Source organism: Paraburkholderia sp. EG304 (genome assembly GCF_046543485.1).
Lineage (GTDB): Bacteria > Pseudomonadota > Gammaproteobacteria > Burkholderiales > Burkholderiaceae > Paraburkholderia > Paraburkholderia youngii.
Genome location: NZ_JBKGUA010000042.1, coordinates 24,409 through 47,475, shown reverse-complemented (window position 1 = coordinate 47,475; position 23,067 = coordinate 24,409). Strand labels below are relative to the sequence as shown.

General features: G+C 66.1%; 21 protein-coding genes and 1 pseudogene. 10 read left to right on the top strand and 12 right to left on the bottom strand.

The annotated features are described in order from the left end of the window. The first annotated feature begins 348 nt into the window (after positions 1-348). Both ACLFKU_RS32875 and ACLFKU_RS32870 read left to right on the top strand, forming a co-directional pair. The gene (locus tag ACLFKU_RS32875; RefSeq protein WP_410851895.1) at positions 349-1,329 is read left to right on the top strand and encodes a PRC-barrel domain containing protein; all 981 of its coding nucleotides are present in this window, start codon (positions 349-351) and stop codon (positions 1,327-1,329) included. After that, the gene (locus tag ACLFKU_RS32870; protein WP_368624167.1) at positions 1,326-2,591 is read left to right on the top strand and encodes an MFS transporter; all 1,266 of its coding nucleotides are present in this window, start codon (positions 1,326-1,328) and stop codon (positions 2,589-2,591) included. Before ACLFKU_RS32875 ends, ACLFKU_RS32870 begins: the two co-directional genes overlap by 4 nt. Positions 2,592-2,807: 216 nt before the next feature. On the opposite strand, the gene ACLFKU_RS32865 is transcribed toward ACLFKU_RS32870, so the two are convergent. Continuing rightward, entirely contained in the window at positions 2,808-3,317 is a 510-nt protein-coding gene (locus ACLFKU_RS32865; protein WP_013089052.1) for a hypothetical protein, read from the bottom strand. 330 nt (positions 3,318-3,647) lie between these two features. Here ACLFKU_RS32865 and ACLFKU_RS32860 point away from each other — a divergent pair, with 330 nt between their 5' ends. The 5 genes from ACLFKU_RS32860 to ACLFKU_RS32840 are packed head-to-tail and all read left to right on the top strand — an operon-like array spanning position 3,648 to position 8,229. Then, positions 3,648-4,793, top strand: a complete 1,146-nt coding sequence (locus tag ACLFKU_RS32860; protein WP_410851894.1) for a c-type cytochrome — start codon at positions 3,648-3,650, stop codon at positions 4,791-4,793. Positions 4,794-4,806: 13 nt separating this feature from the next. Continuing rightward, positions 4,807-6,567 carry a cytochrome c oxidase subunit I gene (gene ctaD / locus ACLFKU_RS32855; RefSeq protein WP_368587489.1) on the top strand — a complete coding sequence of 587 codons (1,761 nt, stop codon included), beginning with the start codon at positions 4,807-4,809 and terminating at the stop codon, positions 6,565-6,567. Then, positions 6,564-7,175: a cytochrome c oxidase subunit 3 gene (locus ACLFKU_RS32850; protein WP_410851893.1), complete on the top strand. Its 612-nt coding sequence runs from the start codon at positions 6,564-6,566 to the stop codon at positions 7,173-7,175. Before ctaD ends, ACLFKU_RS32850 begins: the two co-directional genes overlap by 4 nt. Next, complete coding sequence (locus ACLFKU_RS32845; protein WP_176378066.1) at positions 7,172-7,879, top strand: heme-copper oxidase subunit III family protein; 708 nt, start codon at positions 7,172-7,174, stop codon at positions 7,877-7,879. Before ACLFKU_RS32850 ends, ACLFKU_RS32845 begins: the two co-directional genes overlap by 4 nt. A gap of 8 nt (positions 7,880-7,887) precedes the next feature. Continuing rightward, on the top strand, positions 7,888-8,229 hold the full coding sequence (locus tag ACLFKU_RS32840; protein WP_013089047.1) for a cytochrome C oxidase subunit IV family protein: 342 nt from the start codon (positions 7,888-7,890) through the stop codon (positions 8,227-8,229). Positions 8,230-8,644: 415 nt separating this feature from the next. Here ACLFKU_RS32840 and ACLFKU_RS32835 read toward each other — a convergent pair whose 3' ends face one another. Continuing rightward, positions 8,645-9,202: a glycine zipper domain-containing protein gene (locus tag ACLFKU_RS32835; protein WP_176378067.1), complete on the bottom strand. Its 558-nt coding sequence runs from the start codon at positions 9,200-9,202 to the stop codon at positions 8,645-8,647. A gap of 491 nt (positions 9,203-9,693) precedes the next feature. Here ACLFKU_RS32835 and ACLFKU_RS32830 point away from each other — a divergent pair, with 491 nt between their 5' ends. After that, positions 9,694-10,206, top strand: a complete 513-nt coding sequence (locus ACLFKU_RS32830; protein WP_152852245.1) for a hypothetical protein — start codon at positions 9,694-9,696, stop codon at positions 10,204-10,206. 140 nt (positions 10,207-10,346) lie between these two features. Here ACLFKU_RS32830 and ACLFKU_RS32825 read toward each other — a convergent pair whose 3' ends face one another. Both ACLFKU_RS32825 and ACLFKU_RS32820 read right to left on the bottom strand, forming a co-directional pair. Continuing rightward, entirely contained in the window at positions 10,347-11,726 is a 1,380-nt protein-coding gene (locus tag ACLFKU_RS32825) for an MFS transporter (protein WP_410851892.1), read from the bottom strand. 57 nt (positions 11,727-11,783) lie between these two features. Then, the gene (locus tag ACLFKU_RS32820) at positions 11,784-12,956 is read right to left on the bottom strand and encodes a M20 aminoacylase family protein (RefSeq protein WP_410851891.1); all 1,173 of its coding nucleotides are present in this window, start codon (positions 12,954-12,956) and stop codon (positions 11,784-11,786) included. Between the two features lie 117 nt (positions 12,957-13,073). Here ACLFKU_RS32820 and ACLFKU_RS32815 point away from each other — a divergent pair. Further along, positions 13,074-13,436 (top strand): annotated as a pseudogene (locus ACLFKU_RS32815) (LysR family transcriptional regulator); the annotation flags it as partial. Here the strand turns inward: ACLFKU_RS32815 and ACLFKU_RS32810 are convergent. Then, a complete protein-coding gene (locus ACLFKU_RS32810; RefSeq protein WP_410851890.1) occupies positions 13,363-14,001 on the bottom strand; it encodes a LysR substrate-binding domain-containing protein in 639 nt (212 codons plus the stop codon). The pseudogene ACLFKU_RS32815 and the gene ACLFKU_RS32810 sit on opposite strands and share 74 nt — an antisense overlap. 58 nt (positions 14,002-14,059) lie before the next feature. Continuing rightward, positions 14,060-14,953, bottom strand: a complete 894-nt coding sequence (locus ACLFKU_RS32805) for a LysR family transcriptional regulator ArgP (protein ID WP_410851889.1) — start codon at positions 14,951-14,953, stop codon at positions 14,060-14,062. A gap of 116 nt (positions 14,954-15,069) precedes the next feature. Between ACLFKU_RS32805 and ACLFKU_RS32800 the strand changes: the two genes are divergently transcribed. Next, positions 15,070-15,699, top strand: a complete 630-nt coding sequence (locus ACLFKU_RS32800; RefSeq protein WP_410851888.1) for a LysE/ArgO family amino acid transporter — start codon at positions 15,070-15,072, stop codon at positions 15,697-15,699. Positions 15,700-15,715: 16 nt separating this feature from the next. Here the strand turns inward: ACLFKU_RS32800 and ACLFKU_RS32795 are convergent, their stop codons facing one another. From ACLFKU_RS32795 to bcsE, 6 genes are read right to left on the bottom strand one after another with little or no spacing between them, the layout of a single operon-like run. Further along, positions 15,716-15,961: a hypothetical protein gene (locus tag ACLFKU_RS32795; protein ID WP_368587497.1), complete on the bottom strand. Its 246-nt coding sequence runs from the start codon at positions 15,959-15,961 to the stop codon at positions 15,716-15,718. Further along, positions 15,958-17,529 carry a cellulose biosynthesis protein BcsG gene (bcsG, locus tag ACLFKU_RS32790; RefSeq protein ID WP_410851887.1) on the bottom strand — a complete coding sequence of 524 codons (1,572 nt, stop codon included), beginning with the start codon at positions 17,527-17,529 and terminating at the stop codon, positions 15,958-15,960. Before bcsG ends, ACLFKU_RS32795 begins: the two co-directional genes overlap by 4 nt. Before the next feature lie 50 nt (positions 17,530-17,579). Then, on the bottom strand, positions 17,580-20,111 hold the full coding sequence (bcsA, locus tag ACLFKU_RS32785) for a UDP-forming cellulose synthase catalytic subunit (RefSeq protein WP_410851886.1): 2,532 nt from the start codon (positions 20,109-20,111) through the stop codon (positions 17,580-17,582). Next, positions 20,108-20,893 (bottom strand): cellulose biosynthesis protein BcsQ, encoded by a 786-nt coding sequence (bcsQ, locus tag ACLFKU_RS32780; protein ID WP_368587500.1) that lies wholly within the window; start codon positions 20,891-20,893, stop codon positions 20,108-20,110. Before bcsQ ends, bcsA begins: the two co-directional genes overlap by 4 nt. Continuing rightward, positions 20,890-21,102, bottom strand: coding sequence for a hypothetical protein (locus ACLFKU_RS32775; RefSeq protein ID WP_410851885.1), 213 nt, complete (start codon positions 21,100-21,102; stop codon positions 20,890-20,892). Before ACLFKU_RS32775 ends, bcsQ begins: the two co-directional genes overlap by 4 nt. Next, positions 21,099-23,066, bottom strand: coding sequence for a cellulose biosynthesis protein BcsE (gene bcsE, locus ACLFKU_RS32770; protein WP_410851884.1), 1,968 nt, complete (start codon positions 23,064-23,066; stop codon positions 21,099-21,101). The genes ACLFKU_RS32775 and bcsE overlap by 4 nt, the downstream gene beginning before the upstream one ends. Position 23,067: the final 1 nt, after the last annotated feature.

The following is a 23,067-nucleotide window of genomic DNA, read 5'->3' as shown; positions in this document are numbered from 1 at the left end:
GCGCTAGCGCTGCGCGCGTTTACACCTACGGCATTCGAGCGGCCGCGAAACGCGCCGCACCCGCTTCGGTGATCGCGTTGCAGGCACGCGCCGTGCAGCGCAATATCGGCAGAGCATCGGCGAAACGCCTGCAAGCCAGTCCGCGAAAGCCTGCCCGCGCGGCAGCGCAGGTTAAACTCTGGGCCGTACCCCATTCCAACCGCGGCGGCTCATCGCGCCCGTCCGCACCTGCCCGTGGAGTTTTTCCTGATGACTGGCGGTTTTCCGCGCCCCGCCGGGCGCCTGCCGATTGTCCCGATTGGACCGTTTGGATCGCTTCGCCCGCTCGATTCGCCTGATTCGCTAGAGATGCTTCGACTTTTCCGCTGGCTATGCACCGTGGCCGCGCTGTTCGCGCTCGCCGCGCTGTCCGGTTGCAGCAGCCTGCTGTGGGGTACGCAGCAGGCGCCGATCGTCGACGCGCGGGTGATGCCGGTCGAGCCGGCCAGCGCGCCGGTCGCCGCGTCCGCGCCCGAGCCGGTGGAGACCGAGGCGAACGAAGGGCCCGAGGAGCCGAAGAAGCCGAAGAAGCCGGTCGTCAAGCCGCACAAGGTCGAACCGCCGCCGCCCGTCGTCGCGCCGGCCCCGCCGCCGCCGCCCCCGCCACCGCCGCCGCTGATCGTGCTGCGCACGATCGAGCGCAGCGACGCGCGCACGCTGCTCGACAGCCAGGTGCAGAAGCCCGACGGCAAGGTGGTCGGCCGCGCGGTCGACATGACCACCGACGCGGCCGGCAAGCCGCGCGAGATGGTCGTCAATCTGCAGGGCTTTCTCGGCGTCGGCGATCGCAAGGTGAACTTCCCGTGGGGCACGTTCCACTTCACGCCGACCGCGAAGGGCGCGCCGATCACGCTGACGGCGACGGCGGTGCCGGCCGCCGCGAACAAGACGAACGCGCTGGAGCTGGCGCTGCTCGATGCGACCGTCGAGCGCGCGAACGGCGCCAAGGTGGGCCGCGTGGTCGACGTGCTGATCGACGGCAACGCGCAGCCGCAGGCGGTCGTGCTCGACGTGAGCGGCATCGTCAGCACCGACCGGCGCACGATCGCCGCGAACTGGTCGGCGCTGCGCTTCGTCACGCGCGACAAGGAGCTGCATCCGCAGCTCGATCTGAGCGACGCGCAGATCAACGCGACGCCGCCCTATGTGGCCGACAAGCCGATCCGCGCGGTGTCGCCCGCGCCGCCCCCCGGTCCGCCGGCGCAGCCTGCCGCGAGCGCCGCGCCGGCGAGCTCGGCGCCGCCGGCGGCGTCGGCCGTCGCGGTTTCCAACGCACGGGCGGTGCGATGACGGTCCGCACTCAGGTCACGGCGCGAAGTCTGCGCGCGCTCGATTGGCTCAACTTCTTCGTCGCCAATGTGCAGACGGGCTTCGGGCCGTTCATCGCGTCGTATCTCGCGTCGCACAAGTGGACCCAGGGCGAGATCGGCATGGTGCTCTCGGTCGGCACGATCAGCGCGATGGTCAGCCAGGTGCCCGGCGGCGCCGCGGTCGACGCACTGCGCAACAAGAAAGCGGCGGCCGCGTGGGCGATCACTGCGATCATCCTGAGCGCGATGCTGCTCGCGATGAGCCCGACCGTGCTGCCGGTAATCGCCGCCGAGGTGTTCCACGGCTTCGCGAGCTGCATGCTGACGCCGGCGCTCGCGGCGATCTCGTTCGCGCTGGTGGGTCGCGCGAATCTCGGCGACCGGCTCGGCCGCAATGCGCGCTGGGCGTCGATCGGCAGTGCGGTCGCCGCCGGTCTGATGGGTCTGTTCGGCGAGTACTACTCGCCGCGCGCGGTGTTCTTCCTGACCGCCGGTCTCGCGGTTCCCGCGCTGATCGCGCTATCGATGATCCAGCGCACCGACACGATCGAGCTGCCGCAAGCGCTGCCCACCCCCGAGCAGCTCGAGCGGCGCGAAAGCCTGCGCGAGCTGCTGCGCGACCGGCGCATGCTGCTGTTCGCCGCGTGCATCGTGCTGTTCCATCTGTCGAACGCGGCGATGCTGAACCTCGCGGCCGGCGAAGTGACGGCCGGCATGGGCGACAACGTGCAGCTCGTGATCGCGGCGTGCATCATCGTGCCGCAGGCGATCGTCGCGATGATGTCGCCGTGGGTCGGACGCTCGGCCGAACGCTGGGGGCGCCGGCCGATCCTGCTGCTCGGCTTCTCCGCACTGCCGCTGCGCGCGCTGCTGTTCGCGGGCATCAGCAGCCCTTATCTGCTCGTGCCGGTGCAGATGCTCGACGGCTTGAGCGCCGCGGTGTTTGGCGTGATGCTGCCGCTGATCGCCGCCGACGTCGCCGGCGACAAGGGCCGCTACAACCTGTGTATCGGCCTGTTCGGACTCGCGGCCGGCATCGGCGCGACGCTGAGCACGACCGCGGCGGGCTTCGTCGCCGATCGTTTCGGCAACATGGTGAGCTTCTTCTGCCTCGCGGCGGCCGGTGCGCTCGCGGTGCTGCTGGTGTGGGCGGCGATGCCCGAGACGCGTGTGGCGGCAACCAGCAACGGCGATGGCAATGGCGCGGCGGTGCCTGGGCGGGGGAAGTCGGCGGCGCGGTGAGTCGCGTCAGGTGTATCAGTCGGGGCGTGAACTGACGGTCACAGTCAGTTCACGCCGCAAGCAGGCAATCGTGATTGAACCCAACCTGGGCGGCAAGGTTCATGGCTGTCCGGAACGTGACGAAACAAGGCTGCGGCTCCCCTTCTTGCAAACCTCACGGTTCCCCTCTGAAGGCTTCACTGCAAGGGGCACCGATGGCCTCGTCTCGACTGCTTCTCAGGGGAAGATCGGGGTCGTCGGCTCCGCACCTTCGAGATCGGCCTTCGGAAAATGATGCGCGACCATCTGCTCGATCTCCTGTTCGCGCGATCCAGGCACGTCGGCCATGATCAGGATCTGGCCGTCACGTATGGCGCCGCGAAAGCGCTCGAGTCGTGCGTTCGGTTCGTCGACGCCGATCATCGTGGCCGTCCAGGCCCCGAAGCCGGCACCTGTCAACGTCAATGCGACGACGGCTCCGCCCGCAATGGTGAGCCCCGCGGGAGGAAACACCAGTGCCACGAGGCCGAGAAGCGCGCCGGTCGCACCGCCGAGCGCCACGCCGCGTTCGAGCGAGTGCACGACGTCGCTGCTTTGCAGTAAGGATGCCTCGGGTAACTGTTCGAGTGCGACACTGTGATTCGCGAGGACATGGATATGTCGCCATGTGATCCGCGCCCGCAGCAAGTCGTCTACGATCGCCTTCGCCGTCGTCGTGTCAGGTACGAGGAAATAAAGACGTCTCATGTCGGCTCTCCATCGATCAAGGAGTCCCTCAACGGGTCATGCTGTTTATCGTACCCCTGCCGCGTGCCATCAGGAGGCGTAGGTGGCCTGGGAAATCGATGCAGGAGGCGGCCGTTTTGCATTGCATCGCAGCAAGCGACTCCTCCATTCATCCGCCCTATACATGGGGCGCGCTTCCCCCTTGCGCAGCCTTGCACGATGCAAAGGAGAGGACTACCTTTGGTCTAAAGACGTGCCGGCGCGGACAGTACCGAAGTACGGCAAGGCGGCGCCGACGCCTGGAGCCTTTTGTTAGCGGCTCCCAGCGAGTGACGCGCAGCGAGGTGACCTATGTCGCTTGCGATTGCCCTGTTCCTGATCATCGTATTGGCGGTGGGGTTTCACTTTGCCAGCCCGTGGTGGACCACGCCGATCGCTTCGAACTGGGTGCGCATGGACGACATGCTGACGATCACGCTCGTCATTACCGGCGTGTTCTTCATCGCGATCAACCTGTTCATCGTGATCGCATTGCTGCGCTACCGCCACCGCAGGGGTCATCGCGCTGTTTACGAGCCGCACAACAGGCGCCTGGAATGGTGGCTGATCGGCCTGACCTCGGTAGGCGTGGCAGCGTTGCTGGCACCGGGACTCTTCGTCTACGCGGACTACGTACGGCCGCCGCCCAACGTGCTGCAGATGGAAGTGTTCGCCCAGCAATGGCAATGGCGCTTCCGCTTTGCCGGCCCCGGTGGCAAGCTGGGCACGACGGACGTGCGCTACATCAGCAACGACAACCCCTTCGGCATGAACCCCGGCGACCCCAACGGCCGTGACAACTACCTGATCGAGACACCCGAGGTGCACCTGCCGTTGAACCGGCCGATCCAGGTCCTGACACGGTCGCGCGACGTGCTGCATGACTTCTACGTACCGCCGTTCCGCGCGCGCATGAACATAGTGCCCGGCATGGTGACCACCTTCTGGTTCACGCCGACCAGGGCCGGGCGTTACGACATTCTGTGCGCGCAGCTTTGCGGTCTCGGGCACGCCAACATGCGCGGCGTGGTGGTGGTAGAAGACGAAGCATCGTTTTCGCGCTGGCTGGCGCAGCAGGGCACGTTCGCGCAGCAGCAGGCCAGGGTGCAGGCCGCAACCGCCGCTGCAGGCGGCGGCGCCCAGGCGCTCGCTAACCAGGGCACGACGCTCGCAGAGGCCAAGGGCTGCTTCGCCTGCCATACCGTGGACGGCAGTCCGCGCGTGGGCCCCACCTGGAAGGGCCTGTACGGCAAGACCGAAACGATGGCCGACGGCAGCACCGCGAAGGTGGACGAAGCGTATCTGCGCGCCTTCATCCGCAACCCGACGGCCCGCGTCGTGAAGGGCTTCGCACCCATCATGCCGAAGTTCGACCTGAGCGAGCAGGAGCTGACCACGCTGGTGACCTACATCCAATCGCTAGGCGGCTCGGCCGCCACCAGCGCAGCCCAACCCTAGCGGAGCAGACGCAATGACCTACGCGCACCCCGAACACGGCCCGCAAAGCTTCTGGACCCGGTATGTCTGGAGCCAGGACCACAAGGTCATCGCCGTGCAGTACTCGCTGACGGCCATCGCCATCGGCCTGGTCGGCCTTGTCCTGTCGAACCTGATGCGCTTGCAGCTCGGCTTTCCGGGCAAGTTCAGCTTCATCGACGCCAACCACTACTACCAGTTCGTCACCATGCACGGGATGATCATGGTGATCTACCTGCTGACGGCGCTGTTTCTGGGCGGCTTCGGCAACTACCTGATTCCGCTGATGCTGGGCGCGCGCGACATGGTGTTCCCGTTTCTCAACATGCTGAGCTACTGGGTCTACCTGCTGGCCGTGCTGGTGCTGGTGTCGAGCTTCTTCGTGCCAGGCGGGCCGACCGGCGCGGGCTGGACGCTGTATCCACCCCAGGCGATCCTGCCGGGCACGCCGGGCGTGGAATGGGGCATCGTGTTGATGCTGGTGTCGCTGGCGATCTTCATCGTCGCGGCAACGATGGGCGGCTTGAATTACGTCACCACCACGCTGCAGGCGCGCACGCGCGGCATGACGCTCATGCGCATGCCGCTCACGGTGTGGGGCATCTTCACGGCGACCATTCTGGCGCTGCTGGCGTTTCCGGCGCTGTTCGTGTCGGCCGTGATGATGCTGCTCGACAGGACACTCGGCACCAGCTTCTTTGTGCCGGCCGTGGTGTCGATGGGGCAGACGCTCAAGCATGCCGGCGGCAGCCCGCTGCTGTTCCAGCACCTGTTCTGGTTCTTCGGGCATCCGGAGGTCTACATCGTCGCGCTGCCAGCCTTTGGCATCGCATCGGACCTGATCAGCACGCACGCGCGCAAGAGCATCTTCGGCTACAAGATGATGGTGTGGGCGATCGTCGCCATCGGTGCGCTGAGCTTCGTGGTCTGGGCGCACCACATGTTCATCGCCGGCATGAATCCGTACTTCGGCTTCTTCTTTGCCACGACCACGCTCATCATCGCCGTTCCGACTGCTCTCAAAGTCTATAACTGGGTGCTGACGCTGTGGCGCGGCGATATCCACCTGACTGTGCCGATGCTGTTTGCCATCGGCTTCATCAGCACCTTCGTCCTCGGTGGGCTGACCGGGCTCTATCTCGGCAACGTGAGCGTGGACATTCCGCTGTCGAACACGTACTTCGTGGTGGCGCACTTCCATATGGTGATGGCCGTGTCGCCGATCCTGGTGGTGTTTGGCGGCATCTACCATTGGTATCCGAAGGTGACGGGCCGCATGCTCAACGACACGATCGGGCGCGTGCACTTCTGGGTTACCTTCGTCGGCACCTATGCGATCTACTTCCCAATGCACTATCTCGGCATCCTCGGCATGCCGCGGCGGTATTACCAGTATGAGGGCTACAGCTTCATTCCACATTCGGCGCAGACGCTCAACACGTTCATCACCGTCGTTGCGCTGATCGTTGCGGCGGCGCAGTTGCTGTTCCTGTACAACCTGGCGTGGAGTCTCGCGCGCGGCAAGCGTGCCGACGGCAACCCGTGGCGGGCCACCACGCTGGAATGGCAGACGCCGCAAACGCCGCCCGTGCACGGCAACTGGGGCACCGCGCTGCCCGTCGTCTACCGCTGGGCGTACGAATACAGCCCGCCGGGGCACGAGGAAGACTTCGTCCCGCAAAACCAGCCGCCTGAGACGGCGCCAGAACCGGCACCGGCCCACCCGACGCTGCAACCCGGCGAGGCAAGCGAATGACTACACTGCGCCGCTCCTTCGTTCCTGACGCGCCACCTGTGTTGCCGAATGCGAGCCGCATCGGCTTGATCATCTTCATGGCGGTGGCAACGACATTGTTTTCACTGCTGCTGCTCGCCTATGCGATGCGCATGCGCGAGCCCGACTGGCAGCCGATCCCGCATCCGGCTCTGCTGTGGTGGAACACCGGCGCGCTGGTGCTGGCAAGCATCGCCATGCAGCGCGCCCGGCGGATTACCATGCACCGCGCGGCATGGCTGCTGTTCGGCGGTGTGCTCGCGGCCGTGTTCGTGATCGGACAACTGACCGCGTGGCGCATGCTGTCGGCGGCGGGGCAGACTGTCACCGTCAATCCTTCCAATAGCTTCCTCTACCTGCTCACCGGCCTGCACGGGTTGCATGTGCTGGGCGGGCTGGTGGCCTGGGCCGTGACGATCGCGCGTCTGCAGCGTGGGAACCCGTTCCGGACCCAGCGTGCCATCGCGCTGTGCGCCGTCTACTGGCATTTCCTGCTGGCTGTCTGGCTCGTGCTGCTGGCGGCGATGTGGTGGATCACCCCTGGGTTCGTCGCCGCCATCTGCGGGCCGCTGTATGGAGCTGCGCCATGACCACGCCCACGCTCCCGACCGAATCCGCTGTCACCCCGCCCACCGACGCCGGGCCTGACGGCTGGCGCGGCATCGTCACCGACTGGTCGGCCGACCGCCAGGCCTTCAAGGTGCCGTGGGGCAAGGCGATGATGTGGATCTTCCTGCTGTCGGACACCTTCATCTTCAGCAGTTTCCTGATCGGCTACATGACGGTGCGCATGTCGACCACCGTGCCGTGGCCCGACCCTTCCAAGGTGTTCGGGCTCACTGTCTTCGGCGTGGATGTGCCCTTGCTGCTGATCGCCATCATGACGTTCGTCCTGATCAGCAGCAGCGGCACCATGGCGATGGCTGTCAACTTTGGCTACCGGCGCAACGCCAGGCGCGCCGCCCAACTGTTGCTGGCGACCGCGCTGCTGGGCGCGACCTTCGTGTCGATGCAGGCCTTCGAATGGACCAAGCTGATCGTCCATGAAGGTATCCGCCCCTGGGGTAACCCGCTGGGCGCGGCGCAGTTTGGCGCGTGCTTTTTCATGATCACCGGCTTCCACGGCTTTCACGTGAGTTGCGGCGTGATCTACCTGCTGCTGATAAGACGCAAGATCCTGCAGCCGGGGTTCACCGAGCACGGCAACTTCCAGATCGTGGAGATTGCCGGCTTGTACTGGCACTTCGTCGACCTGGTGTGGGTGTTCATCTTTGCGCTGTTCTATTTGTGGTGAGGCAGGCCATGGACCATACCGATCTCGCCCATCGACCCGACGCCGCGCACGGCCAGCAGCATCCGATCGGCATTTACCTGAAGATCTGGGGCCTGCTGTTCGTACTGAGCACGTTGTCGTACATGGTGGATTACTTCCACGTGCAGGGCCTGCTGCGCTGGACGCTGATCATTGTGCTGATGATCGCCAAGGCTGGGCTGATCGTGTCGATTTTCATGCACATGATGTGGGAGCGGCTGGCGCTGGTGTACGCGATCCTGATACCGCCCCTGTGCCTGCTGGTGCTGCTGGTGCTGATGGCTGCCGAAGCGCATCACACCTTCGGCATGCGCGAACTCTTCTTCCATTGATCTCTTCGCCGACCGTTCCTCAGGTGGCAGCCGTTGCGTCCAGCGCCCAGGTAGCAGACGCGCGCCAGCGTGGGGTGCGCCGCCAGCGCGAGCGCATTGCTGCCGATGCGTTCCGCGCGCAGCGCCACGGTCTCGGCGCCGACGGCGATGCTTTGTCGACTGCTGAGTCAGTCCGACATGAGATGTTTCGATCAAGTCGTTCAGCACGGAAACAATGTCCGAAACCATTCAATACTTCCATCGGTTTCGTCAAGCAGGGAATCCGCCGCCGGATACTTGCACGCATCAGCGGGGTTCATTCAGCACGGGGGCGTGCCTGGAACGCACCGCTCCAAATACAAAACGGCCCGACAAATTGCCGGGCCGTTCATGTTTCCTGGCTCGCTGAAAATTTCGGCGAAAAAACACCTTCGAATCAGGCGTGCTTCTCACTGAATTCGCTGAGCGGCACAGGCTGCTTGAGCGGATCGAAGTCGGCCCACCGCCCTTGTTGCCAGTTGCCGGTCGCGCGTTCGATCGCCGCGCCTCCCGCATCGCGCAGCACCCGTGCGGCGTCCAACTGGTTGTCCGGCGACACGTGTACGGCCACCAGCACACCGGAACCACGGATTTCTTCGTCGCTGGCTTCCTGCGTGCGCATCATCGCGCCGACCAATGCACCGACATACGCACTCACCCCGGCTGCGATCAGCGACACGATGAGCGGCGCCGAAAACACCGCGAAGATCCCGACGCCGAGCACGGCGCCAACCGCTGCGCCAATCGTGACGCCTATCTCGGCACCCTTCGGCGCCTCTCTCGCGTTTGCGTCGGTGCTGGTACCACCGCCGGGCTGAAAACGTGCGTGCTGGCCGGGCGGATTGACGAAAAACAGGGTGACGTCCTCCTCGACGAAACCGGCATTGAAGAGCCGTTGCACCGCGTCTTCAGCGGCGGGGAATGTCGTAAAGCGTGCTGCGACGATGAGTGACATTTGGCCTCCTTCCATCATTGACTAGCGGTAGCAGACTATGCCGCCCCACCTCACCCGTGCCGAGGCAAAGGTGCACGCGGTGGCACGCACTGGGACTAGCCATGGTGCCGCGATCGGGTTCCATTCCGTCCACTCTGAGCAGTCCGCTATGTAACACTACGCCTTTGCCGCCGTTCTGGTTGATCACTTTCGCGCACACCTAACGGATACGCTTGCGGCCGTTGCCGAAAGCAGACATCGAGGCGAATTCCAGCGCCATAGCGCGATCCCGGCAGCCAGCTGTTGTGCTTTCGATTTCACAGCCATTTGATCCTCCACTGCGGGTTAAAAGATTAATTATCGATCCGCTGACACGACTGCACGCCACGTGGTCGCCAGCACGAAGATCATTCCTCGGGCCGACGATAGTCACGCGGCGCTATCAATCTCGTGACACGGAGAACTAGAATGAATTATCCGAATCAATCGGGAGAAAAATCGTGCAACTTCACATGGGTTCCCATCAATTCACACACGGCCTGCCCGACTGGCGGGCAGCCGTGCTGGCAGGCGTCATCGCGGGGGCTGTGTTCCTGGCGTTAGGAGTTGTCCTGATGGCAGTGATGACGGGCGGAAGTCTGCTGGAGCCCCCACGCATGGTCGCCGCGATCATGCTGGGACGAGGCGCATTGCAATCGCCGCAATCATTCTCAATTGGCATCGTGCTCGCGGCCTTTGTCGTGCATTTTGGCCTTGCCATCGTATTGGCGCTTATCCTCGGTCTGATCATGACGTCATTCAAGCTTGACTCGAGCATGGGAATGGCTTCACTGGCGGGCGGCGCTTTCGCTGTAGTCGTTTACCTGATCAATTTCTACGGCATGACACAGTTTTTTCCGTGGTTTGCAGAAGCGCGCAACGGCGCCAGCCTGTTCGTTCACATCGTCTTCGGTATCTGCGTCGCTAACCTGTACATGAGACTGGAGCGCAACAGGGTCAGGGCGGACGCGGGCGGCCCGTCGTAGTCCGGTCGCAAACAAACGAGCAGGTCACGAATTCACCGGTGATGCGCGGCGTTCGTATTGACACCGCGGTGCAAATGACAAAAGAGGCGCGATCGAAATAATCACGCCTCTTTTTGCAGCCGACCGCAGTCCCCGTCACGTCAATCGATCGCCCTGCCCGCGGTCTCGCGCATGAACGGCAACGGCAGCAACGACACGACGCCGCAGCCGATCAGATACCACGCCGGCGCGAGATTGCTGCCCGAAACCTGGATCAGCCAGGTCGCGAAGAACTGCGCGAAGCCACCGAAAATCGACACGCCGAGGCAGTACACGATCGACATGCCGGTCGCGCGAATCGCGCGCGGAAACAGCTCGGGCAGCATCACGATGTTCGGCACCGCGGTGAACGTGACGAGCAGCGCGAGGCCCGCGACCGCCGCGAGCAGCACCGGCACCGTCGGCGACGCATTGATCGTCATGAACGCCGGATAGACGGCGAGAATCAGCAACACGCGCGATACCCACAGCACGCGTTTGCGGCCGACACGATCGGACAGCGCGCCCGCGAACGGCGAGCAGATCACCGTGACGACCGCGCCGGTCCACGCAGCCCACAGCGCGGTCGCCATCGGCAGATGCAGGATGCGGATCGCGTACGTCGACAGATAGAACAGCACGATGTAGTTCGCCGCGGTGCCGCCGATCGTCGTCAGCACGCCGGTCGTGATCGAGCGTGCGTGGTCGCGGAACAGGTCGCGGACCGGCAGCGACGGAGTTTGTGAAGCGGGCTGTGAAGCGGACTGTGAAGCGGGCTGTGAAGCTTCGACGCCCGGCAGCGTCTCGTCGAGATGCCGCCGGATATAGATGCCGATCGGCCCCATCGCCATGCCGATCACGAACGGCACGCGCCAGCCCCAGCTTTCGAGCGCGGCCGGCGACAGCGTCGCGGCCAACGCGACGCCGAGCAGCGACCCCACCACCGTGTTCATCCCCTGGCTCACGAACTGCCAGCTGCCGTAGAAGCCACGCGTGCGATCGCTGCCGTATTCGAGCAGCAGCGCCGTCGATGCGCCCACCTCGCCGCCCAGCGCAAAGCCCTGGATCAGCCGCGCGAGAATCACGAGCAGCGGCGCCGCGACGCCGATCGCCGCATAGGTCGGCGCGAACGCGATGATCCCGGAACCGAGCGTCATCAGCCACAGCGTCAGGCTCATCGCGGCCTTGCGTCCCGCGCGGTCCGCGTAGCCGCCCAGCACGATGCCGCCCACCGGCCGCATGATGAAGCCGACGCCGAACGTGCCGACCGCGAGCATCAGTTGCACGAGTTGACCCTCGACCGGGAAATACAGCTTGCCGATGATCGTCGCGAAGAAGCTGTAGATCGTGAAGTCGAAAAACTCGAGGCCGTTGCCGAGCGTGATCGCGGCGATCGCCTTTGCGTGGCCGACGCGCTTTTGAGGCTGATCGGCTACGCGCTGCGTATCGAGCGCATCGAGTCCGTTGGCGCTCGCGGGCCGCGGTGTGGCGGAATAGTCCATCTGTGTCTCCATCATTATCCTGGTGCTGCCAGGGCAACGCGCTCGCGCGCCGCCGCGTCAAACGAGGAACGTCTGCGCGAGCTTGACCCAGTAGGCCGCGCCGGTCGCGAGGCAAGCGTCGTTGAAGTCGTAGCCGGGGTTATGGACCATGCAGCCGCCCTCGCCGTCACCATTGCCGATGATCAGATAGCTGCCCGCGCAGCGTTCGAGCAGGAACGCGAAGTCCTCGCTGCCGGTCAGCGGCTGCATGTCGCGAATCAGACCGTCTTCGCCGAGCCAATCGAGCGCAACCTGGCGCGCGAGCGCGGTCATGGCCGCATCGTTGACGAGCACCGGGTAGCGGCGCTGATAGTCGACCTCGGCGCGCGCGCCGAACACGGCCGCCTGGCCGGTCGCGACCTCGATGATGCGCTGCTGCAGATGGTCGCGGACCTCGGTCCGCAGCGCGCGCACCGACAGGCGCATCTCGGCGGTCTCGGGAATCACGTTCGGCGCTTCGCCGGCATGAATCGCGCCGACCGTGATGATCGACATATCGAGCGGCGCGATATTGCGCGACACGATGGACTGCAGCGCGAGCACGATCTGCGCGCACACGACGACCGGATCGACCGCCTTGTGCGGCACCGCGCCATGACCGCCACGGCCGATCACCTTGATGATCACCGTATCCGACGACGCCATGAACGACCCCGCCATAAAGCCCAGCTTGGCCGCAGGGAAGCCCGGCATGTTGTGCATCGCGAACACGGCGTCGCAGGGAAACTGCTCGAACAGGCCGTCGTCGAGCATTTTCTTCGCGCCGGCAAGCCCTTCCTCGGCCGGCTGGAAGATCAGATTCAGCGTGCCGTCGAAACTCTTTTCATGCGCCAGATGCCTGGCGGCGGCGAGCAGCATCGCCGTGTGGCCGTCGTGACCGCATGCGTGCATCTTGCCGGGCAGCTTGCTCGCGTACGGCAGGCCGGTGGTTTCCTGAATCGGCAGCGCGTCCATGTCGGCGCGCAGGCCGAGCCGGCGCGTGCCGTGGCCGAGCTTTAGTTGACCGACCACGCCGGTTTGCCCCATGCCGCGATGCACGCTGTAGCCCCACTCCCGCAGACGCTCGGCGACCAGATCGCTGGTCGCGAACTCCTCGTAGGCGAGCTCCGGGTGCGCGTGGATGCTGTGTCGCAGCGCGATCATTTCTTCTTCGATTTCGGCGATGCCCGCCGGAATGACCATCGTGTTCATGCCGTCTGTCTCCATGTCAGCGTGAACCGAGCATAGCCGCGCCGAATTTCGAGAGGCAGGCGTAGAATCGTTGCGGGTGCCAACCACCGGTTGCCCCCTTTCATACTCCTGATTCGCATGAAACTGCATCAACTCAATACCTTGGCCGCGATCGCGGATACCGGAAGTATCCGGGCCGCCGCCCGCTCGCTGCGGCTGTCGCCGGCCGCCGTGACCAAGGCGATGCGCGAACTCGAAGCCGATCTGCATGCGCCGCTGATCGTGCGCAGCGCGAGCGGCGTCGCATTCACCGAGTTCGGCCGCGCGCTCGTCGTGCATGCGCGGCTCGTGCTCGGCCAGTTGCAGCGCGCGCAAGCCGAGATCGAGGCATTGCGCGGAGCCGCGGCCGGCAAGCTGTCGATCGGCGTCACGCCGTGGGTCGCGCTGACATTTCTGCCGCCCGCCGTGCGGCGATTTCGCGAGCGGATGCCGGACGTGCAGCGGCCGCCGGGCTCGTCGGCGCCCCGCGCCGCGACGTGATGCTGATGATGGTTTCGTCGAGCGTTTCGCGCAGCGGCAGCGCCCACAGGTTCTCCTTCGCGCGTATCGCCTCGACGAGCGGCCACGGAAAAATGCTGACCATGTCCGTGTGCGCGAGCAGTCCCAGCACGATCGCGAGCGAATGCGCTAGCACGATCGTTTGTGGCACCCGCATGCCGCGCTTGACGAACAGATTGTTCGACATCGACTCGCGGCTCGCCGGGTCCCAGTTGAGGATCCATTCCTCGTTCTGCAGGTCGAGCAGCGTGCGGCATCCGGCCTTCGGATGGTCGCGCCGCGCGACCACCGCCGCGTGCGTCGAAAAGAGCGGCGCGTTCTGAAACTCCGACTGCGGCGACGCGGGCGGCGGCCGACCGATCGAAAAATCGAGGCTGCCGTCGCGCAGACGCGGCTGCACGACCGCGAGCAGGCCTTCGAAAAACTCCACCTGCTTTCTCGACTGCCTGCGCGAGACGATCGACGAAAGCGCGCGCTCGCGGACCCCGAACAGCGCCGGCTGTTTCATTCGATCGAGCTGATGCTATAGCGGCTCCCGCATTTCTGCATGCGGCACCGCCGCGTAATCAATCGAGAAACTCGCCCGCCCGCTTCCTGAGCATCGCGCTGAAATCGTCGAGCCAGCCGATCGACAGCCGCCAGCTCTGCCAGTACAGATCGACGTCGATATGCTTGCCCGGCGCGACTTCGACCAGTTCGCCGCGCTGCAGATGCCCGGCGACCATCCGCTCGGGGCACATACCCCAGCCGAGGCCCATCACGCACGCGCGCATGAAGCCGGCCACGTGCGGAATCCAGTGCAGCGGCGGATCGATCTCCGCGCGCGTGATGCGCCGCATGAAGCGCTTTTGCAGCTGATCTTTCGGATTGAAGTCGACGCACGGCGTGCGCCGCAGGCTGTCGCGCGTGACGCCGTCGGCGAAATAGCGCGCGAAAAACGCCGGTGAGCACACCGCGAGGTATCGCATGCGGCCAAGCCGCGTCGAGCGGCAGCCCTGCACCGGTTCGGCCTGCGTCGTGATCGCGCCCTGCACGCTGCCGTCGCGGATGCGCTGCGCGGTGTAATCCTGGTCGTCGATCACGAGGTCGAGCAGCATCTCGCGTTCGACGCAGAACGGCGCGACCGCGTCGATGAACCAGGTGCCGACGCTGTCGTCGTTGACGGCGACGCGCAGCGCCGGCCACTGCTCGACGAGCGCGCCGGGCAGTGTCGGCAGGCGGCCGTTCAGCTCCGCTTCGAGCAACTGCACGCGCTCGGTATGGCGGCACAGCAGCGCGCCCGAGGTCGTCGCGACGCACGGCTGACCGCGCTTCACCAGCACGCTGCCGACGCGCTCCTCGAGCAGCTTGACCCGCTGCGACACCGCGGACGCAGTGATATTCAGCTCGCTTGCAGCACGGTCGAACGAGCCGTGGCGGACCACGGCGGCCAGCGCATCGAGCAAGGCGTAGTCGAGCATTAGCGTTCCTTAATCAGCATTAAATAAATTAGGTTCTCTTATGTGCCGCAATCACGCAGACTAGCGCGGCTGGAATATTCCGTCTATCCCCATTGCTTACATTTTTCGGACCATTTATGAACTGGCTGTCTTTCTCCCACGGCGCGGCGCTGTGCGCATCACTGATCGTGACGATCGGCGCGCAGAATGCGTTCGTGCTGCGGCAGGGCATCATGCGCTCGCACGTCGGCAAGATCGTGCTGTTGTGCACGTTGTCGGATTTCATTCTGATCGGCGCGGGTGTCGGCGGCGCCGCGGCGCTGATGGAGCGCTACCCGCGCCTCGTGCACGCGATGCTCTACGTCGGGCTCGCGTATCTCGCCTGGTTCGGCATCAGCGCGCTGCGCCGTGCGGTACGGCCGGGACACGCAGTGCTCGACGGTTCGGGCGGCGCATCCGCCGATCAAGCCCCTGCCACGCAACGCGCGCTGCCGATCATCCTGATGACGCTCGCGTTCACGTGGCTCAATCCGCACGTCTATCTGGACACGTTCCTGTTGATCGGCACGGCCGGCGCGCGTGAACCGCAAGGCGCGCGGGTCGCCTTCGCGCTCGGCGCGATGACCGTCAGCGCGGTGTGGTTCGTTGCGCTCGGCTATGGCGCGCGCATGCTTGCGCCGCTGTTTCGCCGCGCGACCGCGTGGCGTGTGCTGGATGGCGCGATCGGCAGCATGGTGTTGCTGCTGGCGGTCACGCAGTTGCGTTGAGCGTTCGACGCGGGCCTTATTCCACGCCCGATTCTTGCCGCGCATGTTGCGCGGCCTGCGCTTCGGCTTCGTCGCGCGGCACGAGATTCATCAGCCGCGCGAGCACCGGCCACTTCAGCAGCGACTGCTCGTAAGCTTCCTTCGCCTGGGCATCGAAATAGCGGCCCGCCTCGAGCTCCGGCAGACGCAGCGCGAGGCCGCTGATATCGTCGAAAGGCCAGCCGCGCGTAGTGTTTTTCGACGTATTGCGCGCGTTCGTCATTTGCCGTCCACCCACACGCCGTCCGGCGTCTTCACCACATAGCCGGACGCGGTCTTCATCGTCACCGTCCCCTCGTTTTCGCCGACCATCTGCGTTTGCGGCAGATTCGTAGCGTACTGCGACAGGCTCACACCCGGCTTGAACGGGCTGTTCGACACGAGATTCGACAATAGCTGCGCGAGCGCGAGGAAGCTCGACGGATCGTCGATCACCGTGGTCGGCCCATGATTGCCCTGGAAGCCGACCACGCGCACGCCGACCGGCCCGTGCACGATGCGCGGCGTCGGAATCTCGCGCAGGCCCGCGACCTGGTTCGTGTCGCCGCGCAGCGCCGCGCCGTGCTCGGGCACGAACACGATCACCGCGCGCCGCCCGGACGATGCGATCAAATCGGCGAAGCGGTCGAAGTCGCTCATCAGCTTGTTCACGCGCAGCGGATACGAATCGATACTCGTCAGGCTGCTATTCGGCAGCCGGTTGCCGTCGTGCAGGCTGATCGTGTTGTAGTACAGCGCGACCGGCCCCGCGATGCTCGCGCGCTGCGCGTACCACGCGGCGAGCGTCTCGTAGTCGTCGCGAATCGGCGAGCCGTCGAACGCATGCATCGCGACCGGCACGCTCGTGTTCGGAATCAGCGGTACGTTCGGCATGCCGGCGTTGTCGTGGATCAGTTCCAGGAAGTTGTCGAAGTGACCGTCGTGGTTCAGCATCGTCTGCGGCGTGTAGCCGGCCTGCGCGAGATCGGCGAGCAGATAGCACTGCTGCGGCGCGTTCTTGTACAGGTCCGAGTGCGCCTGCTGTCCGCAGCTTGCGCGCAGCACGCGAATCGCGGCCGGCCCGCTATAGCTCGCCGCGGTGCTGAAGTTCGTGAACAGATAGTCGAAGTGGGACAGCAGCGGGTGATTGCGCGCCTTCGCGACATCGAGGTCGTCCCACGACAGCGAGCAGATGTGCAGCACGATCACGTCGAACTGCGCGTTCGGATCGGCGGCCAGATGGCCGAAGCTGACCTGCCGTTGCGACTCCTGCGTGCGGAACGCGGCAAGCGCGGCATTATGGTCGAGCGGCTGCGCGGCGAGCGGGTTGTTCGCTCCATTCGCGCCGGCATTCGCCGCTGCGCTCGCCGACGCTCCACGCAATTGCGCCAGCACCACCCCGCCCTCGTGCCACAGCGGAATCGCGACCAGCGCGATCAGCACGAAGGTCGCGACGCGCACCCAGCGATTCACGATCAGATAGCCGACGAGCGCGCCGAGCGCGGCGAGCAGCAGCATCGGTGGCAGGAAGCGCTGCGCCAGTTCCAGCCAGTAGCCGTAGCTGAACGTGGTCAGATTGCCGAACTCCTCGGTCAGACGCGAGAACGGCGGCACGTTCGCCTCGTGGTACATCAGCGGTATGCCGAGCGCGAGACCGGCCAGGTTGCGCATGATGCGCAGCGCGCGCCGGCGCAGCGTCGAAGTCACGACGAGCGCGAGCGCGAAGCCGAGATTCGCGAGCCATAGCGGCTGCAGATGGCCGCCCGCGAACAGGTACAGCTTGAGGATGAAGTACAGGTTCCACAAAGTCATCGACAGGTTCTCTCATTGGCCTGCGCACGACACGATGCGCGCAGGCTGTATCAATAGCGGGTGCGGTCGAGCGCGAGCAGCGTCTCGCAGGCACGCGCGAGCCCGCCCCACAGTCGCGAATAGCCTTCGACGCCCATCGCGAGCACTTCCTTCAAACCGCGCAGCGGCGCGTCCTCGCTGGTTTGCTCATGCCAGTCGAGCCACGCGTCGGCGCGGCCGAACGTGCATTGCACGAGTTGCCGTTCCTGTTCGAGCGTGAGACCGTCGAAGCGCACGCCGAGGTGCCGGCCGACGCAGCGGCTCACGTACACCGGAAAATGGAACTGGCGATCGCCGCGGCTCAGGCACACGCCGAGACTGTCGCCCGGCGCCAGATTCAATCCCGGCTCGATATCGAGACCGAGGCCGCCGGTCGAATAGTCGCTGGTCGTGCAGGCGAGCGTCGTGCCGTCCGCGAGCAGCAGCGTCGCCGCCGCGCGCATCGCGATGCGATGTGTGACGCGCACCTGCTTCGCCTCGCGCGCAACGCTCGAGGCCGCGCCGAGCATCACGAGGTTGTAGAGCGTCCAGAACACGTTCATCAGGATCGTCGCCGTTTCGCCGCTTTGCCCGAACATCAGCCGGTACACGCCGGCTGCGAGCGCGCCGCTGTTCAGTGCGAGCAGCACCAGATACGGCTTCGACGTCGACCAGTCGAAGTAGCCCTCGCCGATGCGCCCGCCCTTGTCAGTCACGTTGAACTTGCCGTGCTTCGGGCTGAAGAACGCGATCGTGGTCGGCAGCACGATGTACCACGCAAGCACCGACTCGTAGACCTCGGCCCAGAACGAGTGACGGTACTTGCCTTGCATGCGCGAGTTCGCGATGTTCGCGAGCACGATGTACGGCAGCACGAATCCGGCGATCGTCGTCGCCGATGCGTTGATGAAGTACATCTGGAAGAACAGGTACGCCATCGGCATCGTCAGGAATACGAGCCGCGGCACGCCGTAGAAGAAATGCAGCATCGCGTTGCCGTAGCAGAGCCGCTGGAAAAAGCCCAGCCCGCGGCCGATGAACGGATTGTCGATGCGAAAGATCTGCGCCATGCCGCGCGCCCAGCGCGTGCGCTGCTGGATGTGGCCCGCGAGGCTTTCAGTCGCGAGACCGGCGGCCTGCACGGTCGGCAGATAGGCGGTCGAATAGCCGCGCCGGTGCAGCTTGAGCGCGGTGTGCGCGTCTTCGGTGACGGTCTCCACCGCGATGCCGCCCACTTCCTCGAGCGCTTCGCGTTTGAGGATCGCGCACGAGCCGCAGAAGAACGACGCGTTCCACAGATCGTTGCCCGACTGCACGAGCCCGTAGAACAGATTGCCCTCGTTCGGCACGCGGCGGAACGTGCCGAGGTTGCGCTCGAACGGGTCCGGCGAAAAGAAGTGATGCGGCGTCTGCACCATCGCGCAGCGCGCGTCGCGCAGGAACGTGCCCATCGTCGTTTGCAGGAACGAGCGCGTCGGCACGTGATCGCAATCGAAGATCGCGACGTACTCGCCCTGTGTGCGGCCGAGCGCGCTATTGATGTTGCCGGCTTTCGCGTGACGGTTGTCGTCGCGCGTCAGATAGCCGATGCCGCAGGCTTGCGCGAAGGCTCTGAATTCGTCGCGGCGGCCATCGTCGAGCAGATAGACGCGCAGCTTGTCGGCGGGCCAGTCGATGCCTTGCGCGGCGAACACGGTGGACCGCACGACGGCCAGGGGTTCGTTGTAGGTGGGGATATAGATGTCGACGCTCGGCCAGCTCGATGTGTCGGCGGGCAGCTTCGCGACCGCGCGCTTCAGCGGCCACGCGGTCTGCACGAAACCGAGCAGCAGAATCACCCATGTGTATGCTTCCGCGCCGAACAGCAGATAACCGAGAATCGCCTCCCCCGGCGTCTGGAACGACAGCGTCTGGGTGACGCGCCACCACACGTAGCGCACCATCGCCAGCATCGCGAGCGTGGTCAGGATCAGCACCGGCATGCGGCCCGGAAAGCGTCGCACGATCAGCGCGATGATCACGAGCACGCCGAAGAACTCGAACTGACCGTCGGACTGTAGCGGCGACGTACCGATCACCGCCCACAAACCGATGCCCGCGACAACCATCAACGGCAGCAGCCAGCGAATATGACCGACGCGCTGCGTCGCGTCTTCGAGCCGCGTGCCCCAGCGCTGCCACGGCAGGCTCGCCAGCAGCGCGTCGACGCGCTCGCGCCCGCGCCGCCCGAGCAGCCAGAGCGGCACGAGCCAACGGTCGATCCAGGCGGCCAGCGCGCGTACAGTCGCCGCCGCGCTTCTCGATGACGAACGCGGCGCACGCACGAACGCGCGCCACAGCCACGCACGCAGTCGATGCGGTTCGAGCACGCCCCATTGCAGCGCGACATGCAGCACGGCCGCGCGCATCCAGCGGCGCGCGTAATCGGGCTTGCCCGGCGCGGGCGGCTGGAAGAACAGCCGCACGAACCAGTCGAGCGGCGTGCGCGTGGCGGGCACGCCAAGGCCGCGCGCGACCCAGTCGAGCGCACGCGTGCGCAACGAACGCGTTTCCCGTTCGCTCATGACCCGCCGTCCCGCCGATCGAGCGGCGCCGTGGCGTCGGTGAGCCACGCGTCGAGCCAATTCGCGAGCCCCTGCAGATCGTGCGACGCCTGCGAATGCGGGGCGTCGTCGAACAGCCACGTGCCGCGCGCGAACGACTCGGGTAACGCGACATCGAGATGCACGCGCTGCGCGAGCGGCAGCTTGTCGCCGAGCGCCGCGCCGAGCATCGCCAGCACGTCGCGCTGCATGTCGCGCGCGGGGTTCAGCCGGTTCACGATGATGCGCAGTTGCGCGCACGCGTCGCGCAGCGCTCCGAGCCGCGCGACCAGCGTCGCGCACGCGGCCGGTTCGGGCGGGGTCACGCACAGCGCGAGGTCCGCGCAACGCAGCGCGTGCTCGGCCTGCTGCGACGGATAGCGCGCGGTGTCGATCAGCACGACACCATCGCGCGGCAGATCGAGCTCGGCGAGCGCGTGGGCGAGCCAGCGCGGCTCGGCGGCGAGGCGTGCGTCGCACTGCGTGCTTTGCGCGGTGGACACCGCGCCGTACGGCACGAACAGCACGCCGTCCGCGTTGCGCCACGTGTGGGCATGCCATGCGGTGTCCGCATCGAGCAGCGCCTGCGACAGACCGGTCGCCGCGAGACCGTCGATGCCGAGCTGCGCGCCGAGCATGTTCTGCGGATCGAAGTCGAGCGCGACGACCTGGCGGCCGCGGCGCGCGAGCAATACCGCGAGCACGGCGGTCAAGGTGGTGCGGCCGGTGCCGCCCGCGGTCGAGACGATGGCGATCGTTTTCATCGCGTCACCTCGTCTGGGGTCGTGTCGAGCGCCGGCAGCAGACGCGCGCGCAGCGCGACCGGCTCGATCTCGCACGGCACCGCGTCGCGCGGATCGAAGTCGCGCATGGCCGCGAGACCGCGCCGTGCGCCGACGCGCTGCCAGACGATCCACACCGGCAGCGCGACGACCATGCCGGCCACGAAACACAGCAGAACCAGTTCGATCATTCGATGCTCCTCGCGCGCACCGGCATCACGCTGGGTTCCGCGCGACGGCGCGCTGGCACGGATTGGGTTCGGCGGCGCTCAGTAGCGAGCGGCTTCGCTTCGGCTGATTCGCTCGGCCGGGTTGGCGCAGACGTTGGCGCGGCGTCGGCTTCGCACTCGGCACGCGCATGAACCAACGCCTTTTCCACCTGCGCAAGTTGCACAGCGGCCACGTGTGCGGCTTCGCCTGCGGCTGCGGCGAGCGGCGAGCTCAAAGGCGCGCCATCACGCATCGACGCCGCGAACATATCGCTGTAATCGGCGATCCGATTGCGCCGGTTGGCTGCGTCCAGCGCGTCGAGTTCGGCGCCGATGCTCTGCTCCGCCAGATGCACGAGCGAATCGGCGAGCTGTTCGACCGGCACATCGATGATCCGCGCCAGCGCGGCGTCCGCATCGGCAAGCCGGCAGGCGAACAGGAACACGTACAGATGCGATGCGTCGACGGTCAGCACGTCGCCCGCGCGGCGCGGCACGCAGTGCTTCAGCGCATCGACGTGCGCGCATTGCGGCAGCAGTGTCAGCTTCACGAGCACATGCGGCAGGTGCAGCACGGCGCTGCGTGCGAGCACGAGGCGCACGCGCTCGCAGAACGCTCCGGCCGGCAGATAGCCGCGCACGTCGTCGCTCAACGCGGCACTCAATGCGCTGCGATAGTCGGCGGCGACCGGCCGCGTGTGGAGTTGCCCCTGCAACGACTGCAGCAGCGACTGCATGCGCGAGAACGGCAGGTCGCGGCCGAGCACGAGGTTCGCACCGAGCGTCAACACGAGCAGCTCGTATTGATGGCGCAGCACTTCGCCCCGCTCGACGACGACGATCTTCAGCGCGCGCCCGGCCTCGCGGCGCAGCGTATGAACCGTCGCGCACAACGCGTCGAGCTGCGCGCCGCCCGCGTAATCGAGCACCACGGTCGCGGCCTGCGCATCGGCGCACGCGCTCAGCACCGCGGCCTGATCGGCGCACACTTCCCAATGCGGCGGCAGCCACGCCTCGTGACCGCGCACCACCGCGCGGCTCACGACGACACGCTGTTCGTCGCGCGCGAGCAGGCGTTCGCCGCGCGCGACGCTGCTGGCCAGCGCATCGGGCGCGACGCTGAGGTGGCCACTCCCGGTAAAGCGCAGCGAGCGGACTTCGCCCGTCACCAGCGTGCGATCCGCGCGCCAGAAGTCGGCATGCCACAGCAGCTCGCCGTGCGTGCGCTCCATCCGTGCGACGCCCGCGCATGCCGCATGGAACGCGTTGCGGCGTGACGCATCGACGACGCCATCCGGCGCGCCGCGCATGTCGAGTGAATCGTCGTCGCCATTTGCATCGACGCCGAGCAGCAGCACCAGCGTGATACGCCGTGCCGCGCACCAGTTCGCGAGCATGCGGCCTTCGCGCGCGAGCGCGGCGGCGTCGTGCCAGTTGAACCAGCGCTCGGCGCCTTCGATGAAATACAGCGAGCCCGCACGAAAACCGAAGCGCTTCAGCGCGCGCAGCCCGCCGAACAGTTTGCCGTGCGTCGCAGCGCTGTCGGCGGGCTGCTCCGACTCTTGCGCACCCTCGACGGCAGGCATCGCGAGCACGTTCAGATTGCGCGGCCAGCCCGCGGCCGGCGCGTTGGCGCTGAAGCCCAACTCGCGCAAACGCTCGGCAACGGCCGCGCGTTCACGCGCGAGCACGACCGTCACGTCGCGTGTGAGCGCGGTACGCGCGCTTTCCCGGATCAGCGTGTCGACGCCTGGCGTGCGCGGCGCTGCATAGATCGCATACAGCTTGCCCGCTTCGAGCGCCGCCCATTCGCCCGGCAAGGCCTCGATCGCGAGACGGCCGACCGGCTGTGCGCGACGCTGCGCGCCGGTGCCGCCGAACCTGCGCAGCCAGCGTCGCAGGAAAGCGCGCGCGGGAGTTTGGATTGGATTCGAAACGGTGTTCACG